Here is a 22,552-nt window from a genome sequence, read left to right as displayed (position 1 = left end):
ACCTTCGCACCTTGCGTCAGTTGCCGAATTCTTCGCGTGCCACGAAAATCCGATGCATGTTTCCGGTGCCTTCGACGATGTCGTTGAACTTGGCGTCCCGGTACCACTTCTCCATCAGGTGCTCGGTCGACCAGGCGGCCGGCCCCATTAGCTGCATCGACCGGAAGGACACGTCCTCGAGGATGGGCAGCGCATAGGCCTTCGCCTTGTGCGCCAGCATGGGATCGGCTTCATCCTGATCGTGCTTCCAGGCCGAGCGCATCAGCATCCTCCGCACGCGGTCGAGCGCGGCGGTCATGATCTCGACCTGCTCGTCGAAAGCCTGTCGCCGGCGCGGAGAGAAGGGCTTGTCGTGCTGGTTCACCCAGTCCACAGCATATTCGAGCATGCCCTTCGCCGTGCCCAGCCCGATCGCAGCACAGAACGGCCGCGTACCGTTCAGGATCGCCATGAACTCGCCGAAGTTGTTGTTCGCCAGCACGCGATTCTTGGGCAGTCGAATATTGTCGAAGCGAAGTGTCGAGTTCGGATAGTAACGAACGCCCAGCTTGTCTTCACTGTACTTGTCGACGAAAAAGCCCTCGTCCGTCGGCTCCACTATGAAGGCGCGGACCCCAGCCAAGCCGGAGCCGGGGCGCGTCTGGGCGAAGACCACCAGATAGTCCGCATAGGCGCCGTGCGAGATGAAACGCTTGGCGCCGTTCAGCACCCATTCGTCGCCCTCCTGCACCGCCGTTGTGCGAATCTGTGACAGGTCCAGCCCGCAATGCTCCTCCGTCATGCAGATCGAAGTAATTTTATAGTCGCCGCGCAGAATGCCGTCGGCCCAGCGGTGAACCTGATAATCGTCACCCAGTAGACGAACCGCGCGCTCGCCGAGATTGTTGCCGGGAAGTGCTTGCCAACCCCAACCATCGCCGACGTTCATTTCCTCCATCGCGAGGACGCCCAGCAGCGATCCGCCGCCATTGAGGGATTTCACGTATTCCACGTCGTCCTCTCGGCCGCGCACGGCCGGGCCGATATAACGAAAGTCGAGCGGGCAATGCCGAACCGGGCATTTCGCCACCACTTCGTTGACGGCAGGCGGATGCGCCAGATCTTCGGCCGCGCGCGCGTGCGGGCGGACTTCCTTGATCGACCATTCCTTGATCTCGGCCAGCAGGTCGCGGGTCGTCCGCGTGAGTTGTAGATCGAACATGAGATCGTTCCTTCTACGGAGATCAGACAAACTTGAGACGGCTGGTGAGCGGGTCATAGTCGACCGATGCAACCACGGCTGCGGCCTTGTACCAGTGCGACGCCGGATGGTCGGAGATGATGCCGTGGACGCCCATTGTCTGAACCCCCTCGCGGCCGGCGTCCTGAACGACCTGGTTCGCCTCTGCGACGATGTGGTTGGTTTGACGCTCAAGCTCATCGGCCGGGAGATCACCCAGCAGAAGATCCTGGATGCTCAAGCGCAGGGCATCGGCGGCCATGACGAGATCGGCGAGCGGAAACGACACGCCTTGGTGGCCGATGATCGGCTTCCCGAAAGCAACGCGCGTGCGGGCCCACTCGCCAGCGTACCTTGTCGCGGCTCCGGCGATGCCCAGACATAAGGCGGCGTGGGACAGGCGGCACACCGAGATGGCTCTGGACACATCGCCGGGCAGGACATTTTCCGCCGGAACTTCCAGCCCTTCAATCTGCGCCTCCAGCGCGACCGAGCATCCGGAGAGCGCAAGCCGCCTCTCCTGCAAGCCGGAGAAAAGGACGCGGTCGCCGCGGTCTTCCATGAGCACGGCGCGAAGCTTGCCGGAGGCATCTCGGCCGACGACGACCGAGACTTCTGCAGTCGTCGGGTTAAAGACCGGCGACTTGAACCCATCGACGCGGAAGCTGTCGCCCTTTTCCAGAACGGTCGTTTCGAGTTCGGACGGGGGCGCGCCGCGGCCCTCTTGCAGGTAGAGGCTGGCGGGAAACAGCGGGTCACCGGCAAATCGCGACAGCCACTTCGCTTTCTGCTCAGGCGAACCGGCCTCGCTGATCACCCAGGCAACCTGCCGCGACACCAGCCAGGAATAGGCGATGGACGGTTCGCCCCAGCCAAGCGCTTCTGCCGCCAGGCAGAAGGCGCTGGCCGTCGGTGCATCGTCCAACGCCTCGGAAAATCCGTTGGCGCCCGGTAGCGCCAATCGTGCGAGTTCCTCGGTAACAGCCTCCGGAATACGGCGCTCGGTCTCTACCTGGAAGCGGAACGGCCTCAGAGTCTTCGTAGCCGCTTCCTTCAGATCAGTCAGGTAGCGCTTCTCACCTGCTAAAAGGTTGAGCTCCAATGCCAGGACCTCCCTTGATGTCGAGCGATCCCAGCTCAGAGCGGGCCGCTTTGTTTAATTAGTTCGATCGTTTTAATCCGATCGCCGCGACATTGCAACTGCCTTGTCCGCCTCCGAGGGAAACGGCGCGGGAAACGATCGTCCCGGGCCATTTGTATCCGGCATCAGAACGCGGCCTTCGCCGCCAGCAGCGCGTCGATTTCCTCCTCGCCGTAGCCCAGTTCGGCGAGGATTTCTTTGGTGTGCTCACCCGGGGTCGGCGCCCGTGTCCGCCGGCCTGAGCCCGAGCGCTCCAGCCGGAACAGACGCCCCAAGACGCGGGTGGTGCCGAGGTCCGGATCGGGGATCTTCATCACTGTCCCGCGCTCGACCAGGGCTTCATCGTGCAAGACCGACTGTTCGGCACCCGGTACCGTTTTCAAGGCCCATGCGCCGGCACCATGCAGCAGCTCAAGCAGCTGCTGCGTGGATCGTTCTGCGATGGCGGCGCTGATCCTGTCTTGTTCGTCCGCGGCCCAGAGCATCGGATCACGCGCCGCAATGTCCGTAAGGCCGAGCGAAAGCGCCAATTTGGCCGCGGCATCGCCAAGCGCAACGATCGTGACCCAGCCGTCCCGCGTCTGATACAGCGACTCCGCGGGGTGCAAGCCGCGCTGGCCGTGATCGAGCTGGCGCGCGCCCTGCCATTCCCCATCCGCCGTTTGGATGAGCTCGGACATGAGGAAGAGCGCTGATCCCAGCAGCGAACTCGTAACCGCACTGCCGTTGCCGGTGGCTGCGCGGTGATAGAGCCCGGCCAACATCGCGATACCGCCGAGAACGCCGCCGCAATAATCGACCATCGTCATTCGGTTCCAGACGGGCGGATTGCCCTCCCCGCCCTGACGTACCTCATGCCCCGCCCAGGCCTGCATGACCGGGTCGACCCCGGCTTCAAAAGCACGTGGTCCGTCGAGTCCGAACGCGGGGAATTCCACTGTGACCGTCTGAGGGCGCGTGCGGTGCAGCGAAGCGGCATCGATACCGCGCCGGGCCGTGACTCCGACACGATAGTTGCTCATAACGCCGTCCGCGACCGCGCAGAGCCGCTTGACGACCTCCGCAGCCTCCGGATGCTTCTGGTCCAACTTGATGGTCCGCTTGCCACGGTTGCAGGCGGAAAAACCGCGGTGCATCGCGCGCGCGATGTCGCCTTCCGCCGGCTCGATCTTTATGACGTCGGCCCCCAGATCCGACAGCAGCACGCCGCCGAACGGTCCGGCGACATACGTGCCGAAATCCAGGATGCGCAGCCCCTTGAGCGGCGGTGCGTCTTGGGCGCTTTCGCTCAACTTGCTGGTGCCGGGGGACGAACTGCTGCGGATGATCGATCCGAGCGAGCGCGAGTCATCAGACCAGCGCCGTAGCAGACGCTGCTGTTCGACCTGAGGGTCGGACCAGCATTCACCCGGTGCCAGCACGGCGCTCGCGGTGACGCCCCGCCGCGCCAACGCGGCCAGCAGTTCGTCCTTATCCCGTTTCGCGACCGCATCCGCGATCGCGTCGGTGTTACCGAAGAACTTCCGAGGATCTCTGTCGACCCACAGCGTCATCGCGTCTTCGCCGGGAGTGCCGAGACCCAGCTCGGCATAAAGCGCGGGAATAGCCGCGTAACCGCTCAGGAAGATATGGATATACTCGCCGCCCTTGCATGGCAGGATCATAGGCCCCGGGTTCTTCGGCACGGTAAAGGCCGAGCGCGGGCTATGCCACTCTGCGTCGTACCACAAAAACGACACCCACATGAGGGCGCCTTCGAGAAGTGAAGTCCGAACCGCCTGCCCGCGCCCGGTACGCTCGCGCGCGATCAGCGCCCCCAGCACGCCGGCGACCGACTGGATCGCCGCACCGCGCGAGGCGGGCCGAAAGGGGAACGCGATGGGCCGGTTGTCATAGTGCTCCCAGGCGAGCCCGGACCTCGCCTGGGCAAGCATTTCATGGGCGGGGTCCTCGCAGCCGCGCACACCGGCGGGCGCGGCTGTGATTTCCAGCGTGACAAGACGAGCGTGCAGCCCATGCACCACATCATCGAGGCGCAGTCGTTCGACGTCCGGGTGATCTTCGCCGCCCACCACCAGAACATCCGCGTCTTCGAGCAGCTCTCGGAACGCCCGATCGCTTCGGGCATAGGTTTCGCGCCAGCGCCGCAGCACCGGGAAGTGAGAGACCAGCGGATCGGGATCGGCATCGGCCGCGCGAACGACATCGGCACCGAGGTCGGCGAAGAATCGCACGGCCAACCCCGCCGCCAGTCCCCGCCCCGCGTCGACGATCCGCACTCCTGAGAGCAATCGATTGCTCGAATCCATATACTTCTCTCCCTTATGCGGCACTAGCAGGGGACCCGAAAGCCGCGGGCTATGGCATGCCCTTCGTTGCAAGGAGCGGCGGGACCTATGGCTCACGCCCCATGTCGACAACCCAGCCGCCGGCGATACATTCAAGCGCGCCCCGCCGCACCGGCCGGAAATCGCTAGGCCAGCTATCGGAACATCCGAAGCAGAAAGGAGCGGCAGTTCGGCCGTTCTAAATCCGAAAGCAAGCCTGGATCTTTATGTCGTATTCGACATATCAGGAGCGGCAGTACTGCTTCTGGCCTGTTGTCGCAGCGTTCTCGATGGCAGCGATCAGGCGGTGAGTGCGCAATGCATCCTCGAAGTCAGGCGCAGTGCGCGTTCCTTCGCGCAAATCGCGCGCGATGGCCGCATAAAGCCGCGCGACGTTGTCGCCTGGATGATGCGCCGCCGCCGCACCGAACGGCGCCAAGGCCGTCTCGGCCCCAGGAAACGAACCCGTGATCGTGTAGGTGGTCATCTGATTCTGACCACTGGCGCCTTCCAGACGCAGCATTCCGTCAGAACCATAGACTTCCCAGGTAATTCCCGCCCCACTCGGGAGGCCGCCGCGATAATGCACCGACAGCACGGCACCTGATGCCAAGGTGCCGCAAATCGCCACCTGATCCGGAGCCGTCGCAGCTGCCATGCCCCCCTCCGACTCCACCTTCACCCAAGGCCGGCCAGTTGAAAGCACCGCATTGACGGAATCGACTTGCCCGAGCGCGAATTCCAGTGCCGCCAACATATGACCGACGACCACGGTCAGCACATTCGCGCCCTGCGTGACTTCTAGGGAATAGACGTTTGCGCGCGCAATGCTCGCCCCCCATACGCCGGCCGCACCAACCACCGTCGTCGATAGGATGTTGCCGAGCGCTCCGCTGCCGACGATCTCACGGATCGCGCAGAGCGCCTCGCCGACACGTCCCTGTTTGCCGATGAAGCTGCGCGCCTTTGCCTCAGCCGCAAGCCGCACCAACGCTTCGGCTTCGGTCAGATTGACAGCCAGCGGCCATTCACAAAATACGTGTTTTCCGCGGGCAAGCACGCGCTCGACGATCGGCGCGTGGTGCGCTGCCTTCACCGTCACGACCACCAGGTCGACCTCATCGCTCGCAAGGAGATCGTCGATACTGTCGAACGCGCGCCCCTCGCCCAGGACTGCGGCAGCGCGTCGGCTCGACTCGACGCTGCGGTTGGCAAGGCCGACAAACCGAAAATCCTCTGGCAACCGCTTGATGGCCGGAAGGTGCGCGGCCCAGGCCCAGCTCCGCGCCGGCTCGACACCGATGAAACCCACACCGAATGGCCGAGGTCGTTCCGACAGCCGCTCGGTCATGTGCCGCTCCAGGAAGTTCGCACAACACCTGCCATGACGAGCACGGGAGCGGATACCTTTGAGATTTCGTCCATCGCCTCCACCAGGTCTTTCTGACCACTTCGTTCGAAGCTAGCACCGGCGAGGCTTGAAATCTAGGTCATTTGTTTTATGATCGCATCAGCCGCCCGGTTCAGAGCGGCACACGTACAGGATAAGGAACGGCTGAATGGCTGAGGTTAAGTTCGTTGCGCATGATGGCTCTTCGAAGGCCATCGAGGTCACTCCGGGCATATCGCTCATGGAAGCGGCCGTTCGCAACGATGTCGCGGGGATCGATGCGCTTTGCGGCGGCGCGCTGGCATGCGCGACGTGCCATATCTATATCGATCCGGCATGGAGCGAGCGGGTTGGCGCGGCGACGGGCGACGAACTGGAAATGCTCGATAATTGCCAGGATGTCCGCCCCTCCTCACGGCTGGCCTGCCAGATCGCCATGCGCGAAGACCTGGCAGGGCTTGTGGTCGAAGTTCCAAGATCTCAATCGGGCGTATGACGGGTTGGCCTGCGCGCCACTTCCCTCCGACTAGATCGGATCACGTTCAGTCGGAAACGCCTAAACGTTTGAATTTGATATATTTATTGCATCGACGAGCGGATCATGTGCCGCCATAAGGGCGGCGGCTTCGGAATGCGCGTGGCGATCAACGCGCCGGCGACTGAAGGCGACATGAAGCGCCCCAGACAAGCCATCACGCTTTCTGACGTGGGAACAATAGCCATATCAATCGGATATGGCTGTCTGCTCATAGGCAGACCTAGCTGGCATTCAGTTGCAGGGGCGCCGACAGCATCGCCCCTGCAATCAGGAATTTCTTCCTTCAGCGCTAAAGCCTTACCCTTCAGCCGGTACCGACCGAAACGAGCGCACTCTAAGCCGAAGTCAAAGTCTCGACATCGCCGACCTTGCTGAACGTTGCCTCCGGACTGCCGCCCCAGCTATCGAAAGACTCCGGAACCAGGGGGAACATCCGAGGTTCGCGCGCGCCTTCTTCCGGGAATTCCTCCATCCCGAAGCTGTATTCGACGGTGATGCCATCCGGGTCCAGGAAGTAGAAGAATACGGAGTTGGATGTCGGATGGCGGCCCGGCCCGTAAACGATCGGCACACTGTTCCGCTTCATGCGGTTGTTGGCACGGCCGATATCATCGACGTCCGTCACCATGAAATTGATATGGCCCAGTTTGGACGCGTCGCCATGCCCAACCCCGAAGCTGTGATGCAGCGGATTGGGGAAGCATCGCATGAAGGTCACGATCGGCCCAATCTGGTCGCTTATCCTAAAATTCATATGCTCCAGCAAGAACTTCTCGGTCTCGGACTTGCGCGGGCTGCTGAGCACGACATGACCAAGCCGCGACACATTGGTGTGCGTTGGGGTATATGCCTGCGGCGCCTTTTCCATCGCGCTATAAAACTCGAATGTCGCACCGGTCGTCGGCTCGCTCATGCGATAGGCATTCGAGATCCTCAGCAAGGACGCCTCCGCCGCATCGACGGGAAACATCGAGACGCCGATCTCGCCCATATGCGCCACCAGCGCGGCCAGCGCCTCGGGCGATTCCATCTCCCATCCGATCCGCTTCAACGCCGGCGTTGCGCCGCGTGAGAGCATGAGATCGTGATGGCGGTCGCTGCAGCAAAGGAAAACAGTGTCCTGGTCACCCTCGAACGCATGCACCCCTACGATGTCGCGATAGAATGCGAGCGATCGCGCTGGATCTGTCACCGTCAGCGCGACATAACCCAGGCGTTTGTAGCGAATTTGGTCGATGTTCAATTCACCTCTCCTGCGCTCATCGCCGCGCCGAGCGTGCAGCTGCGGCGAACCCTTACAGATTGTTCGCGGGAACCGGCCACGCGGCGCGGAGTCCACGCGCTTCAAGGGCCGCACATGCGTCCGGCCGCCGATTTAAAACGATCATACTACGCAGGCGAGGAAATTGAAAGCGGTTGCGCCGCTTCCGACGGCGAAGCGGTCTGTCGCAAAGATCGATCCTATCGGAATGCCCCGCCCACCGCGGGGCGCGGAGGTTACTCCACCGATGCGGCACGCCCGCGCCGGCTTGCCCGAGCCGCCGGTTTTTTCGTGCTCCGCGGCGGGGCACGCAGTTGTTCGGCGGGATCTGGATTGTTCAACCCGTCTTCGACCGGCGCCTCGATCAGAGCGGTAGCAGTATCGACTAGATTTCCCAGTGCGTTCGCCTGCGTCCACAGTTTGGAATTGCCACGGCTCTGACTGAAGGCGGCCTCGCGCGCGCTCAGGATCGCTGACATATACCAGGCCACGAAGACGAGGCGTTGCCCCATCACGCTGTCAGGAATATTGGGCTGAAGCTCCCGGACATAGGCGAGCAAACGATTGAATACCGACAGGTTCATCAACCGCATCTGCTCAGCCACGAATTTGCGCCGCGTGAATAGCAGGCTGGCCAAGAACCGCGCCCCGGTCGGATACTGTTCGCCGCGCAACAACAGCGGCGGAGCATAGGCGATAATTCGCACCACCTCGCGCACGCTCGCTGGACCGCCCTTCTTCAACAGCTCGCTCAGCCCATCGAGCCAATGTTCGCTGGCGGCCTCGAATATCTCGCGGAGCAGTTCCGCGATCAGCCCTTCCTTCGTGCCGAAGTAATAATTGAGCGAACCGCCATTTTTTGCACCTGACTCAAGGATGATGTCCCGTACGCTCACCGCCTCAACGCCCCGCTCGGCGAACAGGCGCATCGCCGCGACCTTCAGCGCATCACGTGTATCAATGGCTTCCATACCTGATTGCCCCAGCCGAAAAATAGCGCGTTTGAGACCGGTCGGGTCGCCCCGCGTTCCGATGCTACCCGTAGAAGCTTCCAGTCCGTCGCCGCAATGCCGCAACCGCGATCCGGCACGCAGCGGTCGCCGCCCTGCCAGTTGAAATGCGCATCATTGCCAAACCGGTGCTCCGTGGTGAAACGCGGAAACCAAGTATGAGAGCTGCAGAAAAATGTCCATATTCAATCGAATGGGCGGCGAAGGTGTCAGGTAAGCAAACGATCGCACTGCTTTTGGGGCACCGTCCGCAAGCAAATAAGCGCGTCTGACAGCAGAGATCGCCAGAGCTGGCAGCCCCGACGAGCCTATAATGTTAACGCAGATCGTTTGTGGAAGTTACCCCACCTCTTACGGCAATGCGTAACGACTCCCCAATCCCCTCAAACAGGCAGATTGCCGCAAGGTCCGTCGATAAATCGGTCTCGTGAACCAACGGGTCATTTCCCGGATCTTCCGCAGCCTGTTAGAGCGTCCACAGGCCCTCTACCGCAGCAATCGCCATGGGCTGCACCATCATCGACACATTACCTTAGGTCTTATGTATTGCCAGCTTTCTATTGCTAGTACTGAGATCCATCCGAAAGTCAGCCCAGCCTATGGCTTACGAAGCCTTTTCAGCATGCCGCCCGGATGAATCTTGAGCGTGCTGCAGGGAGGGAAATCGGACTTGCCATATAGGTCAATCGCTTTATGTTATTGCCGGTTAGAAAAGGGAACTGGATGGGGAGCCGCAGCGAACCGCCCAGGCCAGACCGGAGCTCCACCCGCGACGGTATGAAACGCGGTGGATGCCAGTTCGAGAACAGGCGCGTCAGGATCATGGTCGGGCAGACATGCGTGCCCACCTACGGCATCGAGCCTTCAAGGAGGGCGAAATTTGGATTTCGATCTTTCAAGCGAGCAGCAGCAGGTGCTCGATATGGTCGAGCGCATTTCCCGGGATCACATCGATCCGGCGGCGCGGAAGGCTGAGGCGGAACGCAACGTACCGGACTCGATCATTCGCCTTGTTTATGAAATCGGACTGTTATGGCCGATCCCAGAAGCTCATGGCGGCAATGGCTCGATCGATCCGCTGACGGCTGCACTGGGGATCGAAGCGCTGGCCTACGGCGATCCCGCAATCACCTTCAACCTCGCGAGCCGCTCACATTATGCGCTCCTATTAACGGCCCTCGGCGGGGACTCGCAACAAGCACGGCATCTGACGCCACTCGCCGCGGATCCGACGTTGCCGGTCGGCATCGCGCTTTACGAAGGTTACGGACGCAACCCCGGCGAATATCGCACCAGCATCCGGCGCCAGGCTGACGGTCGGTGGATCGTCCGGGGCAAGAAGCATGCGGTCGCTTACGGCGTCGCCCCGACGCCGCTCGTGGTGATCGGCCGCGACGAAGAGGGGCAACTGCGTGCGGCAATCGTCGAGCCGTCGGATGCGGGGATCCGTATTGAAGATGATTCGCCGCTGCTTGGACTGGCCGCCCATCGCTGCGCGACCCTCTCTTTCGATACTCCGATCCAGGAAGATCGCCTGCTTGGGAACGCAGCGCTCCCGGGCGATCAGCTCAGCCGGCTGCTCTCGCAGATCCGATTGACTTCGGCATCGATTGCGCTCGGTCTCGCCGCCCGCGCTGTCTCCTATGCCAGCAGCTATGCGGCAGAGCGCCCGGCGTTCGGCAAAACCATCGCGGCATTCCAGGGACCCGCTTTCATGCTGGCGGACTCCGATATCAGGATCCGTGCCGCGAAGCTCGATCTGATTGCGGCGATTTCCAACCTTGATAATGCCGATCCGGTGGTACTTGAGCGGCAAGTCTCCGCAACCGTCAACTACGCCTGCACTGTCGCGAACCAGGCGACACGCGACAGCCTTCAGGTCCTGGGCGGACACGGCTTCATTACCGATCATCCCGTGGAGCGATGGTATCGCGCGGCCGGCGGCATCTCCTGCCTGGATTTCGACCCGACAATCACTCCCTTCTCAGCCTCGCTCTGACGCATAGAGCGCGTAGGAACTGCCATGGACTTCTCGTTCAGCCCGGAATTGACCGCCTATCAGGCGCAGATCTTCGATTGGGCCCGCAATGTCGCACGGCCGCTCGCCCGGCAGGCCGACGCCGACCATCGGCTGCCGGCGAACACAGGTGCGGTGCTCGACAGCTGCCCAGTACCTCTCGATCGCGTCGATGGCGTGTCTTCCGTCCTGCCGACCTTCCCCGACGGCGACCTGCTGCGAAATACCGCCATCGTGGAGGCGCTGACCTACGGTGACCCATGGCTGTTCGAGGCGACGAACCGGGGCATCGGCCATCACGTCGTTGGCCAAGCGGGCACCCCGGAGCAGGCCAACAGATGGTACGCCCCCTATGCCCGTCCCGGCGCCCGCAGCACTGGTTTCGGCATGACCGAGCCGGGCATGGGATCCGACACAAGCGGGATCGCGACCACGGCCCGGCGCGACGAAGAGAATTGGGTACTGAACGGGTCCAAGATATATTGCAGCCTGGGCGCGCATGCGGACTTCATCGTCATCATCGCGACTATCGATCCGCAGCTGAAGCATGCCGGCATCCGGGCCTTCGTCGTGGAAAAGGACACGCCGGGACTGATCATCACGCGTCCGAACGAGTCGAAGCTCGGCCTGCGCTGCTGGATGACGACGGCACTGACGCTGGAGGACTGCCGGATTCCGCTCGATCACATGCTCGGCTGGAAGGGCGAGGACGCGAACAATGACGATCTGGCAAAGACACTGGGTCGTGCGCTTTCCTCCTTCAACTACTCGCGCCCGCTGGTCGGCCTGATGGGACTTTCCATCGCAAAGGCTGCGGTCGAGGAGACCAGGGAGTTGCTCGAGAGGCGTCGAGACAAATTTTCCGACCATCGCTGGGCTGCAATCGAAGGCGATCTGGACCAGATGACCGCCGCTTACGAACGGGGGCGGCTGCTGTGCTATCAGGGAATATGGCTCGATGCACAACGCCGCTCCAACCGCATCGAAGCGGCCGCCGCCAAGGCCTATAGCCCGGTCGCGGCCGAACTGATCATCCGCCGCTGCATGCAGATCCTTGGGCCGCAAGGCGCAAGCGAGGCGCATCTGATCGAGAAATGGTATCGTGACATCAAGATCTTCGACATCTTCGAGGGTACTGGTCAGATCATGCGCCGCCTGGTCAGCAAATCGCTGATGGGGCCGCAGGCTGCGGGATGACGCGCGACATGCGATTCCTTTGGACGGGTGTTCCACCTTGGTGATGTCGAATGCCATGCGGTGTCAGGACCTGTGGCGCATGCAGAAGTGGCCGCGTGACCAGTTGCGCCGCACTGTCGACACCCCCGCACACCTGCGTAGCTCCGATCAAGCATAATCGGCCTTCACACCGATAAATACGATCGAAGGGAGGTGCTCGTGGCGCGATCCCATGTCGAGCCGACAGGTGCCCGGCTTTCCGCGACCACACGAACGCCTGCAAAGTGCCGAGAATACCCCTCCCTGCAGGTGTTCAGCGAACTTCTGTTTCGACGCTAGAAGTAGAACAAGAGAGGCCTGATGTTTACAGCAGCCACCGCCGAACAGCGTTTCGTGCTCGATCATATCGTCCGCCTCGGCGAGATCAGCCCAGAGGCCACGTCCGGCCTGGTCGACGCCGTGCTTGAAGGGGTCGGGCAATTCGCCGCCGGCGAATGGGCGCCGCTCGAACGGGTGGGCGATACCGAAGGGCCGCGCTGGACCAAGGATGGCGTGAAAATGCCTGCGGGCTTCATCGCCGCGTATCGCGCCTATGTCGAGGGCGGCTGGGGCACGATCGGCTCTCCCGTCGAATTCGGCGGCCAGGGCTTGCCTGTAAGCCTCTCGGCGGCGGTGCTGGAAACACTGGGTACCGCCAACTTGGGTTTCGCCCTCGCCCCGATGCTCATCGTCGGGGCGCTGGAAGCACTGCAGCATCATGGCTCGCCCGAGCAGAAAGCGCTCTACCTTCCTAAGCTGGCCACCGGCCAGTGGACTGGCACGATGAACCTAACCGAGCCGCAGGCGGGATCCGACGTTGGTGCCGTCAAGACCAAGGCCGAATCCATCGGTGATGGCAAGTGGAAGATCAAGGGTACCAAGATTTACATTTCATTCGGCGACCATGACATGGCGGAAAACATCGTCCATCTCGTGCTCGCCAGGACGGCCGGCGCCCCTCCCGGCACCAAGGGCTTATCCCTGTTTCTGGTTCCGAAATACCGGTTGAACGACGACGGCACGCCGGGAGCGTTCAACGACGTCCACGCCGTCTCGATCGAGCACAAGATGGGACTGCACGCATCCCCCACCTGCGTGCTGAGCTTCGGCGACCACGACGATTGCATCGGCGAATTGATCGGCACCGAGCTGGGCGGAATTCGCGGCATGTTCACGATGATGAACAATGCGCGGCTCAATGTGGGCTTGCAGGGCGTAGAGGTCGCGGAGCGCGCCACCCAGCGGGCCGTCGCCTACGCCTGTGAGCGCGTGCAGGGATACCGCGACGGTAAAGCCGTCGCAATCGTTGAGCATCCCGACGTCCGACGCATGCTGCTTCGCATGAAGGCCCAGACGCAGGCGGCGCGCGCTTTGGTCTATTATGCCTTTGGTCAGCTCGATCGCAGCCGTGCCGGCGATGCGGAGGCGGGCAGTCGGGTCGAGCTTCTTACCCCACTCGCCAAGGCGCACCCGACCGACCTCGGCAACGAGGTCGCCAGCCTGGGACTGCAGGTGCATGGCGGCATGGGCTATATCGAGGAGACCGGCGCCGCCCAGCATTTCCGCGATGCGCGCATCACCCCGATCTACGAAGGCACCAATGGCATCCAGGCCGCCGATCTCGTCGGCCGCAAGCTGAGCATGGACAATGGGGCGACGCTCTTCCGCCTGCTCGCCGAGATGCGCACCGAGGCCGAGGATGCCGGTCTGAGGCAGTTGATCGATGCGTGCGAGGAGGTCGGCCGCAACCTGCTCGGTTGCGATGCCGACGACCGGCTTGCAGCGAGCTATCCATTCCTGACGATGTTGTCGGTCGGGGTGTGCGGCTGGCTGATGGAGAAGAGCGGCCGCCTTGCGGCACGAAGCGGGAGCGAGCCGAGCTTCCTTCGGATGAAGCAGGCGGCGGGGCGCTTCTATGTCGAGCAGATCGTCCCCGAGGCGCTCGGTCTGCGCGCGGCGGCGATGGCCAAGGCGACGCTACTCTATGCGGTGGACGCTGAGACCTTCGCTGTCTAATTCTGACCAACGAAGCCCGAAGGGTGCCGAGGCCTCCCCGGCGCCCGAACGGCTACCGCAGATGCGCCCGCAGGGTGGGGGCGCCCGATCTTTCCGTCACTTCCCGCTCGGCACGGCAATCGTATCGCCATTATCGATGACGAAGCGCTGGCCGTTGATCCACTTAGCCTCGTCCGAGGCGAGGAAAAGTACCAAGTTCGCGACCTCCACCGGATCGCCCAACATGTTGGCCGCTCTATTCTGCAACTGCCCCGTTGAATTGGCATTCTTGCGGAGATCTTCGATCGTTTTCCCGAGCATGGGCGTCGCGAAGCCGCCAGGATGCACCGAATTGCACCTGACGTTCAGGTTGTTGAGCTTGCAGTGGGCAGCGACCGACCGGGTATATGCCTCCACCGCGCCCTTCGCCGCTGAATAGCCCGCAGCATATGGAATCCCGCGCATAGAGGCGATCGACGCGATGTTGACGATCGCCCCACCGCCCGAGGCCACCATCGCCGGGATCGCATGCTTGCACCCGAACACTGTCCCATCCACGCAGACCGACATGACCAGGCGGTAGTCGGCCTCCTCGATCGTCTCGGGCGTGCCGACCCTGGCAACGCCCGCGTTGTTTACTAAGATGTCGAAGCGGCCCCATTGCGATACGGTCGCTTCGATCGCGGCCCGGAACGCGCTTTCCGACCGTACGTCCAGCAGCAGGAACTGCGCGCCGATATCCTGCGCTACAGCCATTCCTTTTGCCTCGTTTACATCGCACACGACAACCTGGGCGCCTTCATGCGCGAACCGTCGTGCTTGGCTTTCGCCCAAGCCCGAGGCACCACCGGTGATCATCGCGATCTTTCCTGCCAGCCTCTTCGTCATTTTATCCAGCTTCGTTGCAAGGTTCTGGAGAATCGCGCAGGCATGCTCGTGCTGTCGCCGATCCAGAGATCGTCCACGGCGCGCATCTCCTTACAGCTCAGCATATAGATCGATCGTTTTGTATCAAGCCCGAGGATGGCCTGCCGAACGGTGGCAGCGCAGTGGCCCGATGGGCTACCCCGGCAGCAACGACTCAGGAGACGACAATCCAGCAGCCGGGCGTTTCCTTACGGCGGGAGCCTTATGCCGCAGCGCCCGGCCGAGCTCGCGCATCCTGGGCACTTGGCCGCCGAGGCCCTTGACATATGCCGTATCAGGCAGGAAAACATTTGCACTAACCGCGCGACAATAACAGGAAGCGCGCGCTGGGGCGCTAGGTCGAGCTTCCCGAGAGTCTCGGGCATCATCCCGATCAGATCCCCTGCGGCAGCAAATGGCGCGTGCCGTGAATTCGCTGCTTAGAAGAACAGGAAGAGTCATCAAGACGAGCGCCCTGCTTCGGATAGAGCGCCGATTGCAGGTGATGCGCCGGGGGAAACAAGGAGGACGATCATGAATCAGGATGCTATAGCGCTTGCCGACGCGACCGACGTCTTAAGCTTTACTGCGCCATCGATCCAATCATGTCCTTTTGCAGCCTATGACCACCTTCGGGATCGCGAACCTGTCTATAAAGACCCAGTTACCGGCAACTATATCCTTACACGCTACCAGGATGTGCGCAGAGTGCTGCTGGACGTCAAGACGTTTTCAAGCCGCAGCGGCCTGGGGGCATCCCGGGCGAACGCCGCACGAGAAGAAGTGGACCAGATCTACGATGCCCACGGCTGGCGCCCGATGGACACGTTGCAGTCCCAGGATCCGCCGGAACACCGCACCTATCGGCAATTGGTCGACAAAGCGTTTGCGCCAGCCAAGATCCTCGCGCTGGAACCGCGGATCAACGAGATCATTCATGGTTTGATCGACGGCCTGATCGAAACCTTGGGTGCCCATGGCGAGATCGAATTCGTCGCCGATTTTGCAATCAAGCTGCCGATGATCGTCATTGCTGAGCAGCTCGGCGTACGATCCAAGGACATGGACCGCTTCAAAATTTGGTCCGACGCCGTGGTCTTGGTGCAGGATCCAACGCTCAGCCGAGAACGCCAGATCGAGGTCGCCCACACCTGCATCGAGATGCAGCGGTACTTTGCCGATGCCATTGCACAGGTTAGGAGGGAGCCGAACGAGCAACTGCTCAGCCGTCTGGTCCATGCCGAAGTGGACGGCCGGCGCCTGGAGATGGGCGAGCTGCAAAGCATCATGCGGCAGTTGATCGTGGCAGGCAACGAAACGACCACGACCACACTTGCCGCCGGCATGAAGCTGTTGGCCGAGGATCGGGATATTGTATCGCGGCTGCGCGGCGCTCCGGATCTTCTCGGCGCATTCGTCGAAGAAACGCTCCGGGCCATGTCGCCCGTGCAAACGCTGTTTCGTCGCGTGATGGAGGACACCGATATCGCGGGCGTCACCATTCCGGCAGGCGCGATGGTCGAAGTGCGCTATGGCGCGGCAAATCGCGATCCGGCCGTCTTCGCGGAGCCGGAAAAACTCGACCTCGCGCGTCAGAACGTCAAATCGCACCTGGCCTTCGGCTTCGGCCCGCATATATGCATCGGCAACCAGTTGGCACGCGGCGAACTGCGGCTTGCGTTCCAATGCCTGATCGAACGGCTTGATAAATTCCGGCTCTCTCGGGGAGAGAACAGCTACGTCTTTATACCCAACTACGTCGTTTACGGCATGACAAAGCTCTGGATCAGCGCCGACAAACACTGAAGTAACGCCGACCGTAACCGGTTGGCTCCAGTCACACTTATGAAGCCATGGCTTCTAGAGCGGATCGTCTTTTTGGCAGAATCGCCAAAACATGTGAATCCGCTCGTCGATACTGCGGATTCCGACGAAGCCGGCCATGCATTCCAATCTGAAGCGGGCCACCTGGGCGTCGTCCCGTTGGGTCAGTGTGGATGATTGATGGTGTCCGCGTGGTCGGTCAAGCGGCGGCGGGTTTGACGGGTTCGGAGACCTTGTTCTTCCGGAGGCTCTCGCCGGTGAGGTCGATGCGGTAGGCATTGTGGACAAGCCGGTCGAGGATGGCGTCGCCGATCGTCGGGTTGCCGATGATCTCATACCAGCGGTCGATCGGGACCTGGCTGGTGACGATGATCGAGCGGGCGTCGTAGCGGTCTTCGACGATCTCCAGCAGATCGCGGCGCTGGTCGGCGGTGAGCGTCTCCGGCCCCCAGTCGTCGAGGATGAGTAGATCGACGCGGGCGATCTGGCGCAGGGTCCTGGCGTAGCGCCCGGTGCCAGGGCCTGGAACAGGCGGGGCACACGATGGTAGGTGACGGAGAGATCCTCCCTACAGGCCTTCTGTCCGAGTGCGCAGGCGAGCCAGCTCTTGCCGACGCCGCACGGGCCGGTGATCAGCAGATTATGGCGGGCACGGATCCAGTCGCAGCCGGCGAGCTTGTTATTCGGCGTGGAACATTGGCTCTGACGCACATTTGATGACGTCAGGCATCTACGACGCCGACGACACGGGCCTCCAGGAGGTCGATCTTGCCCCGACCGTACATCTGGCGCTTGACGAGCTTGAGCTTGGTGATCTGCCCCTCGGCCGGACCATTCGACCAGGGCGAAGTGATCGCCGCGCTGACGGCCGCCTTGTCTTTGACGACACCGTTGGCGAAGGATGCGACGAGGCTAGCGCGAGCGCGTTCGATCCAGGGATCGAGAGCCGCCAGCATCCTCTTCCGGATCATGGCCTGGAATGTGGCGATGATCTCGCGCGCCTCAACGAGCGACGGGACACCGGCTTCGATCGCCGCGACCATGACTGTCTCGGCTTTCGATAGCCGGTCACGCTCGACCGTGAGAAACCGGGCGATCGTTCGTGCTCCAGGCGTCCGGCTGAGAGCACCCTCCGCCTTGTCTGCCTGCCTCCGGCGTGTAGCCCATTCGGTGACCACGCGAAGGCAGCCGCGGAATCCCTGCTTCTTCAACTGCCGCCAGAGTGCCAGTCATACCCCGGAAATTTGATTAGGCCTCGATCTGCGGAACCCATCAGGGCCAGCGGTCTATGCCGACCGCCGTAAAGGCCGGACACATGACCGCAAGCGACTGAATGCTTCATGCGACAAAACTCTTGCAGACCGGGGGCCATCCACACATGAGTCAGAGCCATTATTGCCTGCCGATTGACAACCGGTCTTCTCCCCGGCGGCGCCACATAACCAGGGCCGCAACATAACGGCTGTAGCCATAGCCCGCCGGGTGGGGCTCGCGATATTCCTCCCACAGCACCATCAGATTGACGCCGGGCCGCTTCAGTTCGCAGGCCAGCGCCGACCAGTCCGGCTCGGGGCGGCGACGCAACCCGCGCTGCACGCCGGCGCGGGCGAACAGCCGGTCCTCCAGCACGTCGTCGGTCAGATCGCCCGGCAGCGGCCAGGCCAAGCCCGCCGCCTCCGCTCGCTTTAGATTGTCCTGGATCGTGCTGCGCGCCACACCGAGCATCCGCCCGATCTCGCGCGCACTGACGCCGTCGCGGACGAGCCGCAATATCTGTCGTATCTGCCTCATCGTCAGCTCTCTCTTCGCCGGCATCAGGTGCTCCCCGTGAATGATCACGAGGTCCTGATGCCCGAGTTGCTGACCCAAGGGAAAACGCCGAAAGCCGGTAGCCAGGTGGCCGACGATTGATCGGAACCTGGCCGGCTTCAAATCGGAACGCTGGCCGGCGTCAAATCGGAATACCCGGCCGGCTTCGGTCGGAATCCGCATCGATACAGAATATAGATCAAATTCACACGTTTAGACGTTTCCGTCTAAACGTGATTTGATCTAGCGACGTGTCGCGAAGGTTGGTCGGACGCCCAGTTGGAGCAGAGCTATGCTGCCGCGGGCGTGGTAAGGCCGGGCAACGGCTTCAGGCGGAATTGTCGATGGAATAGCGGCGCGGGGGAGCGGCCGCTGGTGTGGACCTTCTGCGGGGATTCATCTGGACTTGGCCAGATCCAAGGCGACATCGACGATCATGTCTTCCTGACCGCCCACCATCTTGCGCCGGCCCAGTTCCAGAAGGATGGCGCGTGTGTCCAGCCCATAGGTCTCGGCAGCGCGCTCGGCGTGTCGGAGGAAACTGGAATAGACCCCGGCATAGCCGAGGCTGAGCGTTTCCCGATCCACACGCACCGGGCGGTCCTGCAGAGGACGGACGAGATCCTCGGCGGCATCCATCAATTTGAAGAGATCCGTTCCATGGTCCCATCCGTAGGCGTCGGCTGCGGCGATAAAGACCTCCAGTGGCGCATTGCCGGCGCCCGCCCCCATTCCGGCAAGTGAAGCATCGACCCGCACCGCGCCATTTTGTACGGCCGCGATCGAGTTGGCGACGCCGAGTGAAAGGTTGTGATGCGCGTGGATGCCGCGTTCGGTTTCCGGCTTCAGGACGCGATCATAAGCCTGCAGCCGCAGCGCAACGTCGTCCATGGTCATGGCCCCGCCGCTGTCCGTCACATAGACACATCTGGCGCCGTAGCTCTCCATCAGCTTCGCTTGGGCAGCGAGCGCGTCGGGTGGACTCATGTGACTCATCATGAGGAACCCCGATACGTCCATGCCCAGGCCGCACGCGGCCTCGATGTGCTGCTTGGCGACATCGGCCTCGGTGCAATGTGTCGCGATGCGCACCGAGCGGACACCAAGTTCGTAGGCGCGCTTGAGGTCGTGGACAGTGCCGATGCCCGGCAGAAGGAGAGTGGTCAGGACCGCGTGCTTGAGAACTTCGGAGACCGCGGCAATCCAGTCCCAGTCCGTGTGAGCGCCGAATCCGTAGTTGAAGGATGATCCGGAAAGGCCATCCCCATGCGCAACCTCGATAGCGTCCACCTTCGCCGCATCCAAGGCAGCCGCGATGCGGCGCACATGATCGAGCGTGTATCGGTGACGGATCGCGTGCATGCCATCGCGCAAGGTCACGTCCTGGATATACAGCTTTCGCGTCGGATTGGTCATGCCGCGGCCCTCTTTCGGATGGCAATGCGTTCGGCGGTTCTGAGGGCCGCCGAGGTCATGATGTCGAGATTGCCGGCGTAGGCGGGCAGGTAATGTGCCGCCCCCTCCACTTCTAGGAAGACGGTAACCTTAAGGCCTGCGAAGGCTTCCCCCATCTCGGGTATCTGCAAAAGGTTGTTGTGGCCGTAGCGCTCGAACTGCACACGCTGCTTCAGCCGATAGCCCGGCACATAGTCCTGGACGGCTGCTACCATCTCTTTAACGGATGCTTCGATCGCCGTCTGGTCACTGTCCTGGCAAAGACAATAAACAGTGTCGCGCATGATCAGCGGCGGCTCCGCGGGATTGAGTATGATCACTGCCTTGCCGCGACGTGCGCCCCCGACCACTTCAATCGCTTTGGAGGTCGTCTCCGTGAACTCGTCGATATTTGCCCGCGTCCCCGGACCCGCCGATTTGGATGCAATCGACGCCACGATTTCGCCGTAGATCACCGGCGCGATCCGGTTTACGGCCCAGACGATCGGGATTGTCGCCTGACCACCGCACGTGACCATGTTGACGTTCGGCGCGTCGAGATGGGCGTCACCGTTGACCGGTGGAATCACGTACGGACCCAGCGCCGCCGGCGTCAAGTCGACGACCCGCCTGCCCGCTTTCCGCAATACCTCGTCGTGACGAGCGTGCGCGCTCGCCGAGGTAGCGTCGAACACGATCTCGACCTCTTTGAAATCGGGTAGTGCCATCAGGCCGTCTATGCCTTGCGCACTCGTAGCGACCCCTAGCCGTTTTGCCCGGGCGAGTCCGTCCGATGCTGGATCGACGCCAACCATTGCGGCTACCTCGAGATGCTCGGACAGGCGCATCACCTTGAACATCAGGTCCGTTGCAATATTGCCTGAGCCTATGATGGCGACTCGCACTTTTCCGCTCATTGCCGATCGTTCCTGAATGAGAAGGCCACTTCGCCAAGGCCGTCTATTACTGCCTTTACTCCGTCGCCGGGTGTAAGGGGCACCATGGGTCCCAGTGCCCCGCTCAAAATGATGTCGCCCGCCTGCAGCGGCTCGCCGGCCTCAGCGAAGGTCCGGGCAAGCCAGGCGGCGGCAATCAACGGGTCGCCCATGCAAGCAGCGCCGACGCCCTCGGAAGCGGTTTGTCCGTTTACCTCCAATCGCATGGTGCAACTCCGTAGATCGAGGCCCGCCAGACGCCGCCGCTCGCGCCCCAGCACGAAGAAAGCGGATGAACCATTGTCGGCGACGGTATCGGCGAAAGTGATCTTCCAGTCGGCAATACGGCTGTCGACGATCTCGATCGCGGCAACGATGTAATCCGTAGCAGCGCGAACCGCCTCCGGCGTGGCGCGACGGTCGTCGATGCTGTCGCGCAGCACGAGCGCCACCTCAGCCTCCGCCTTGGGCTGCAAGACGCGAGAGGCGAGAAGGACTCCGCCGTCCTCGATCAGCATGTCGGCAAACAGGGTGCCATAGTCGGGCTGATCGACGCCTAACTGTGCCTGCACCGAGCGGGACGTTAATCCGATTTTCCGGCCGACGACCCGGCGACCTTCCGATATCCAGATTTGGGTGTTCAGGGCCTGCACGGCATAGGCCGCCGCGGCGTCGTTCGGCGCGAGGCCATCGCGCAGAGGCGGTACGCCGCCTTTGAGGTAAGCCTGCCTAAGACGCTCAGCAAGGATTTCAGCATGCACGGTCAGATCTCCATTAGTACGATTGACCTAATTTCCGAACATTAATTGATTCAGGCAGCCCGGGCAATGTGTGGTCGACGATTTTTTTACATCGTGAGAAAATGACGGTCCGCGGCGCATAGCCTCGAAATGGGCCTGCTTTTATTGGAGAGCCTCCTCCACGGTGGTGAACGGGATGTAGAGACGGCAGCCGCCAGAACAGAACTGCCAGTTTCGACAGCCTGTCGTATGGTGGCCGTTTTAAGCGCGCGAGGGTTCGTCGCGTTGGAGCGAAAGGCTGCCTACGCGCCCGGACCGACGCTCTTGCGGTTGGTGGGAACGCTCGATATCGAGATGCTGCTGAGTAGACTCGCGCGGCCGCTCCTGGAAAAACTTGGTGCGATCCACCGGCCTGTCCATGCATATGGGATGCTCGAGGCCGACATGGTCACCTATCTCGTGCAGGTCAAACAGGTGCTCGGCCGGGACCCGCACGCGGGTGACCTCTTCGTCTTCCGCGGCGCCAAGGCGGACCTGATCAAGATCGTCTGGCACGATGGCATCGGCATGTCTCTTTATGCCAAACGGCTGGAGAAGGGCTGTTTCGTCCAGCCGTCGCCGGCGGATGGCGTGGTGGCGATCTCGGCCGCCCAGCTCGCCTATGTGCTCGATTACGCATCTTGATGCCCCTCCTGGACACGATCATTTACCCTCAGATTGATTGTTCTAACGGCGCCGTTTTGCAACTGTCGGAGAGCGCGGAGTGCAGGTTCGGTGTCTGGGAACAAGAA

17 protein-coding genes and 2 pseudogenes are annotated in these 22,552 nt (G+C 62.1%); 6 read left to right on the top strand and 13 right to left on the bottom strand.

Annotation, left to right across the window (positions count from 1 at the left end):
- Positions 1–16: 16 nt before the first annotated feature.
- The 4 genes from IEY58_RS32550 to IEY58_RS32535 form a co-directional block, all read right to left on the bottom strand.
- Positions 17–1,201, bottom strand: a complete 1,185-nt coding sequence (locus IEY58_RS32550; RefSeq protein WP_189052360.1) for an acyl-CoA dehydrogenase family protein — start codon at positions 1,199–1,201, stop codon at positions 17–19.
- A gap of 22 nt (positions 1,202–1,223) precedes the next feature.
- Positions 1,224–2,321 carry an acyl-CoA dehydrogenase family protein gene (locus tag IEY58_RS32545; protein ID WP_189052359.1) on the bottom strand — a complete coding sequence of 366 codons (1,098 nt, stop codon included), beginning with the start codon at positions 2,319–2,321 and terminating at the stop codon, positions 1,224–1,226.
- 164 nt (positions 2,322–2,485) lie between these two features.
- Positions 2,486–4,669, bottom strand: coding sequence for a CaiB/BaiF CoA-transferase family protein (locus IEY58_RS32540; RefSeq protein ID WP_189052358.1), 2,184 nt, complete (start codon positions 4,667–4,669; stop codon positions 2,486–2,488).
- A gap of 262 nt (positions 4,670–4,931) precedes the next feature.
- On the bottom strand, positions 4,932–6,038 hold the full coding sequence (locus IEY58_RS32535) for a Gfo/Idh/MocA family protein (RefSeq protein ID WP_189052357.1): 1,107 nt from the start codon (positions 6,036–6,038) through the stop codon (positions 4,932–4,934).
- A 208-nt stretch (positions 6,039–6,246) separates the two neighbouring features.
- Here IEY58_RS32535 and IEY58_RS32530 point away from each other — a divergent pair, with 208 nt between their 5' ends.
- On the top strand, positions 6,247–6,573 hold the full coding sequence (locus IEY58_RS32530) for a 2Fe-2S iron-sulfur cluster-binding protein (RefSeq protein WP_189052356.1): 327 nt from the start codon (positions 6,247–6,249) through the stop codon (positions 6,571–6,573).
- 376 nt (positions 6,574–6,949) lie between these two features.
- Here IEY58_RS32530 and IEY58_RS32525 read toward each other — a convergent pair whose 3' ends face one another.
- Together IEY58_RS32525 and IEY58_RS32520 are read right to left on the bottom strand one after the other, a co-directional pair.
- On the bottom strand, positions 6,950–7,858 hold the full coding sequence (locus IEY58_RS32525; RefSeq protein WP_189052355.1) for a VOC family protein: 909 nt from the start codon (positions 7,856–7,858) through the stop codon (positions 6,950–6,952).
- A 254-nt stretch (positions 7,859–8,112) separates the two neighbouring features.
- On the bottom strand, positions 8,113–8,847 hold the full coding sequence (locus IEY58_RS32520) for a TetR/AcrR family transcriptional regulator (protein WP_189052354.1): 735 nt from the start codon (positions 8,845–8,847) through the stop codon (positions 8,113–8,115).
- Between the two features lie 919 nt (positions 8,848–9,766).
- On the opposite strand from IEY58_RS32520, the gene IEY58_RS32515 reads away from it, so the two are divergent.
- From IEY58_RS32515 to IEY58_RS32505, 3 genes are all read left to right on the top strand, one after another.
- A complete protein-coding gene (locus tag IEY58_RS32515; protein WP_189052353.1) occupies positions 9,767–10,885 on the top strand; it encodes an acyl-CoA dehydrogenase family protein in 1,119 nt (372 codons plus the stop codon).
- 24 nt (positions 10,886–10,909) lie between these two features.
- Positions 10,910–12,100 carry an acyl-CoA dehydrogenase family protein gene (locus tag IEY58_RS32510; RefSeq protein ID WP_189052352.1) on the top strand — a complete coding sequence of 397 codons (1,191 nt, stop codon included), beginning with the start codon at positions 10,910–10,912 and terminating at the stop codon, positions 12,098–12,100.
- 339 nt (positions 12,101–12,439) lie between these two features.
- Positions 12,440–14,134, top strand: a complete 1,695-nt coding sequence (locus IEY58_RS32505) for an acyl-CoA dehydrogenase (protein WP_189052351.1) — start codon at positions 12,440–12,442, stop codon at positions 14,132–14,134.
- Between the two features lie 96 nt (positions 14,135–14,230).
- Here the strand turns inward: IEY58_RS32505 and IEY58_RS32500 are convergent, their stop codons facing one another.
- The gene (locus IEY58_RS32500) at positions 14,231–15,001 is read right to left on the bottom strand and encodes an SDR family oxidoreductase (protein WP_189052350.1); all 771 of its coding nucleotides are present in this window, start codon (positions 14,999–15,001) and stop codon (positions 14,231–14,233) included.
- A gap of 552 nt (positions 15,002–15,553) precedes the next feature.
- On the opposite strand from IEY58_RS32500, the gene IEY58_RS32495 reads away from it, so the two are divergent.
- Positions 15,554–16,825 (top strand): cytochrome P450, encoded by a 1,272-nt coding sequence (locus tag IEY58_RS32495; RefSeq protein ID WP_189052349.1) that lies wholly within the window; start codon positions 15,554–15,556, stop codon positions 16,823–16,825.
- Between the two features lie 217 nt (positions 16,826–17,042).
- Here IEY58_RS32495 and IEY58_RS32490 read toward each other — a convergent pair.
- From IEY58_RS32490 to IEY58_RS32465, 6 genes and pseudogenes are all read right to left on the bottom strand, one after another.
- A pseudogene (locus IEY58_RS32490) lies at positions 17,043–17,521 on the bottom strand (ATP-binding protein); the annotation flags it as partial.
- Positions 17,522–17,565: 44 nt separating this feature from the next.
- A pseudogene (locus IEY58_RS32485) lies at positions 17,566–18,066 on the bottom strand (transposase); the annotation flags it as partial.
- A 169-nt stretch (positions 18,067–18,235) separates the two neighbouring features.
- Positions 18,236–18,835 carry a helix-turn-helix domain-containing protein gene (locus IEY58_RS34525; protein WP_229744135.1) on the bottom strand — a complete coding sequence of 200 codons (600 nt, stop codon included), beginning with the start codon at positions 18,833–18,835 and terminating at the stop codon, positions 18,236–18,238.
- 213 nt (positions 18,836–19,048) lie between these two features.
- Positions 19,049–20,068: a 4-hydroxy-2-oxovalerate aldolase gene (gene dmpG / locus IEY58_RS32475; protein WP_189052348.1), complete on the bottom strand. Its 1,020-nt coding sequence runs from the start codon at positions 20,066–20,068 to the stop codon at positions 19,049–19,051.
- A complete protein-coding gene (locus IEY58_RS32470) occupies positions 20,065–21,003 on the bottom strand; it encodes an acetaldehyde dehydrogenase (acetylating) (protein WP_189052347.1) in 939 nt (312 codons plus the stop codon). Before IEY58_RS32470 ends, dmpG begins: the two co-directional genes overlap by 4 nt.
- On the bottom strand, positions 21,000–21,782 hold the full coding sequence (locus IEY58_RS32465; RefSeq protein ID WP_229744134.1) for a 2-keto-4-pentenoate hydratase: 783 nt from the start codon (positions 21,780–21,782) through the stop codon (positions 21,000–21,002). The genes IEY58_RS32470 and IEY58_RS32465 overlap by 4 nt, the downstream gene beginning before the upstream one ends.
- Positions 21,783–21,911: 129 nt before the next feature.
- On the opposite strand from IEY58_RS32465, the gene tnpB reads away from it, so the two are divergent.
- The gene (tnpB, locus tag IEY58_RS32460; protein WP_189052346.1) at positions 21,912–22,445 is read left to right on the top strand and encodes an IS66 family insertion sequence element accessory protein TnpB; all 534 of its coding nucleotides are present in this window, start codon (positions 21,912–21,914) and stop codon (positions 22,443–22,445) included.
- The last annotated feature ends 107 nt before the right edge of the window (positions 22,446–22,552 follow it).

Origin of the sequence: Aliidongia dinghuensis (genome assembly GCF_014643535.1) — a bacterium.
GTDB classification, from domain to species: domain Bacteria; phylum Pseudomonadota; class Alphaproteobacteria; order ATCC43930; family CGMCC-115725; genus Aliidongia; species Aliidongia dinghuensis.
The sequence above is the reverse complement of the archived record's forward strand: the minus strand, read 5'-3'. Positions and strand labels throughout refer to the sequence as shown.

What these genes read in the sequence shown, in the direction of transcription:
- IEY58_RS32550 (WP_189052360.1), bottom strand. Translation starts at nt 1,201, where the DNA reads ATGTTCGATCTACAACTCACGCGGACGACCCGCGACCTGCTGGCCGAG.
- IEY58_RS32540 (WP_189052358.1), bottom strand. Translation starts at nt 4,669, where the DNA reads ATGGATTCGAGCAATCGATTGCTCTCAGGAGTGCGGATCGTCGACGCG.
- IEY58_RS32535 (WP_189052357.1), bottom strand. Translation starts at nt 6,038, where the DNA reads ATGACCGAGCGGCTGTCGGAACGACCTCGGCCATTCGGTGTGGGTTTC.
- IEY58_RS32530 (WP_189052356.1), top strand. Translation starts at nt 6,247, where the DNA reads ATGGCTGAGGTTAAGTTCGTTGCGCATGATGGCTCTTCGAAGGCCATC.
- IEY58_RS32520 (WP_189052354.1), bottom strand. Translation starts at nt 8,847, where the DNA reads ATGGAAGCCATTGATACACGTGATGCGCTGAAGGTCGCGGCGATGCGC.
- IEY58_RS32510 (WP_189052352.1), top strand. Translation starts at nt 10,910, where the DNA reads ATGGACTTCTCGTTCAGCCCGGAATTGACCGCCTATCAGGCGCAGATC.
- IEY58_RS32505 (WP_189052351.1), top strand. Translation starts at nt 12,440, where the DNA reads ATGTTTACAGCAGCCACCGCCGAACAGCGTTTCGTGCTCGATCATATC.
- IEY58_RS32500 (WP_189052350.1), bottom strand. Translation starts at nt 15,001, where the DNA reads ATGACGAAGAGGCTGGCAGGAAAGATCGCGATGATCACCGGTGGTGCC.
- IEY58_RS32495 (WP_189052349.1), top strand. Translation starts at nt 15,554, where the DNA reads ATGAATCAGGATGCTATAGCGCTTGCCGACGCGACCGACGTCTTAAGC.
- IEY58_RS34525 (WP_229744135.1), bottom strand. Translation starts at nt 18,835, where the DNA reads ATGCGGATTCCGACCGAAGCCGGCCGGGTATTCCGATTTGACGCCGGC.
- dmpG (WP_189052348.1), bottom strand. Translation starts at nt 20,068, where the DNA reads ATGACCAATCCGACGCGAAAGCTGTATATCCAGGACGTGACCTTGCGC.
- IEY58_RS32470 (WP_189052347.1), bottom strand. Translation starts at nt 21,003, where the DNA reads ATGAGCGGAAAAGTGCGAGTCGCCATCATAGGCTCAGGCAATATTGCA.
- tnpB (WP_189052346.1), top strand. Translation starts at nt 21,912, where the DNA reads ATGGGCCTGCTTTTATTGGAGAGCCTCCTCCACGGTGGTGAACGGGAT.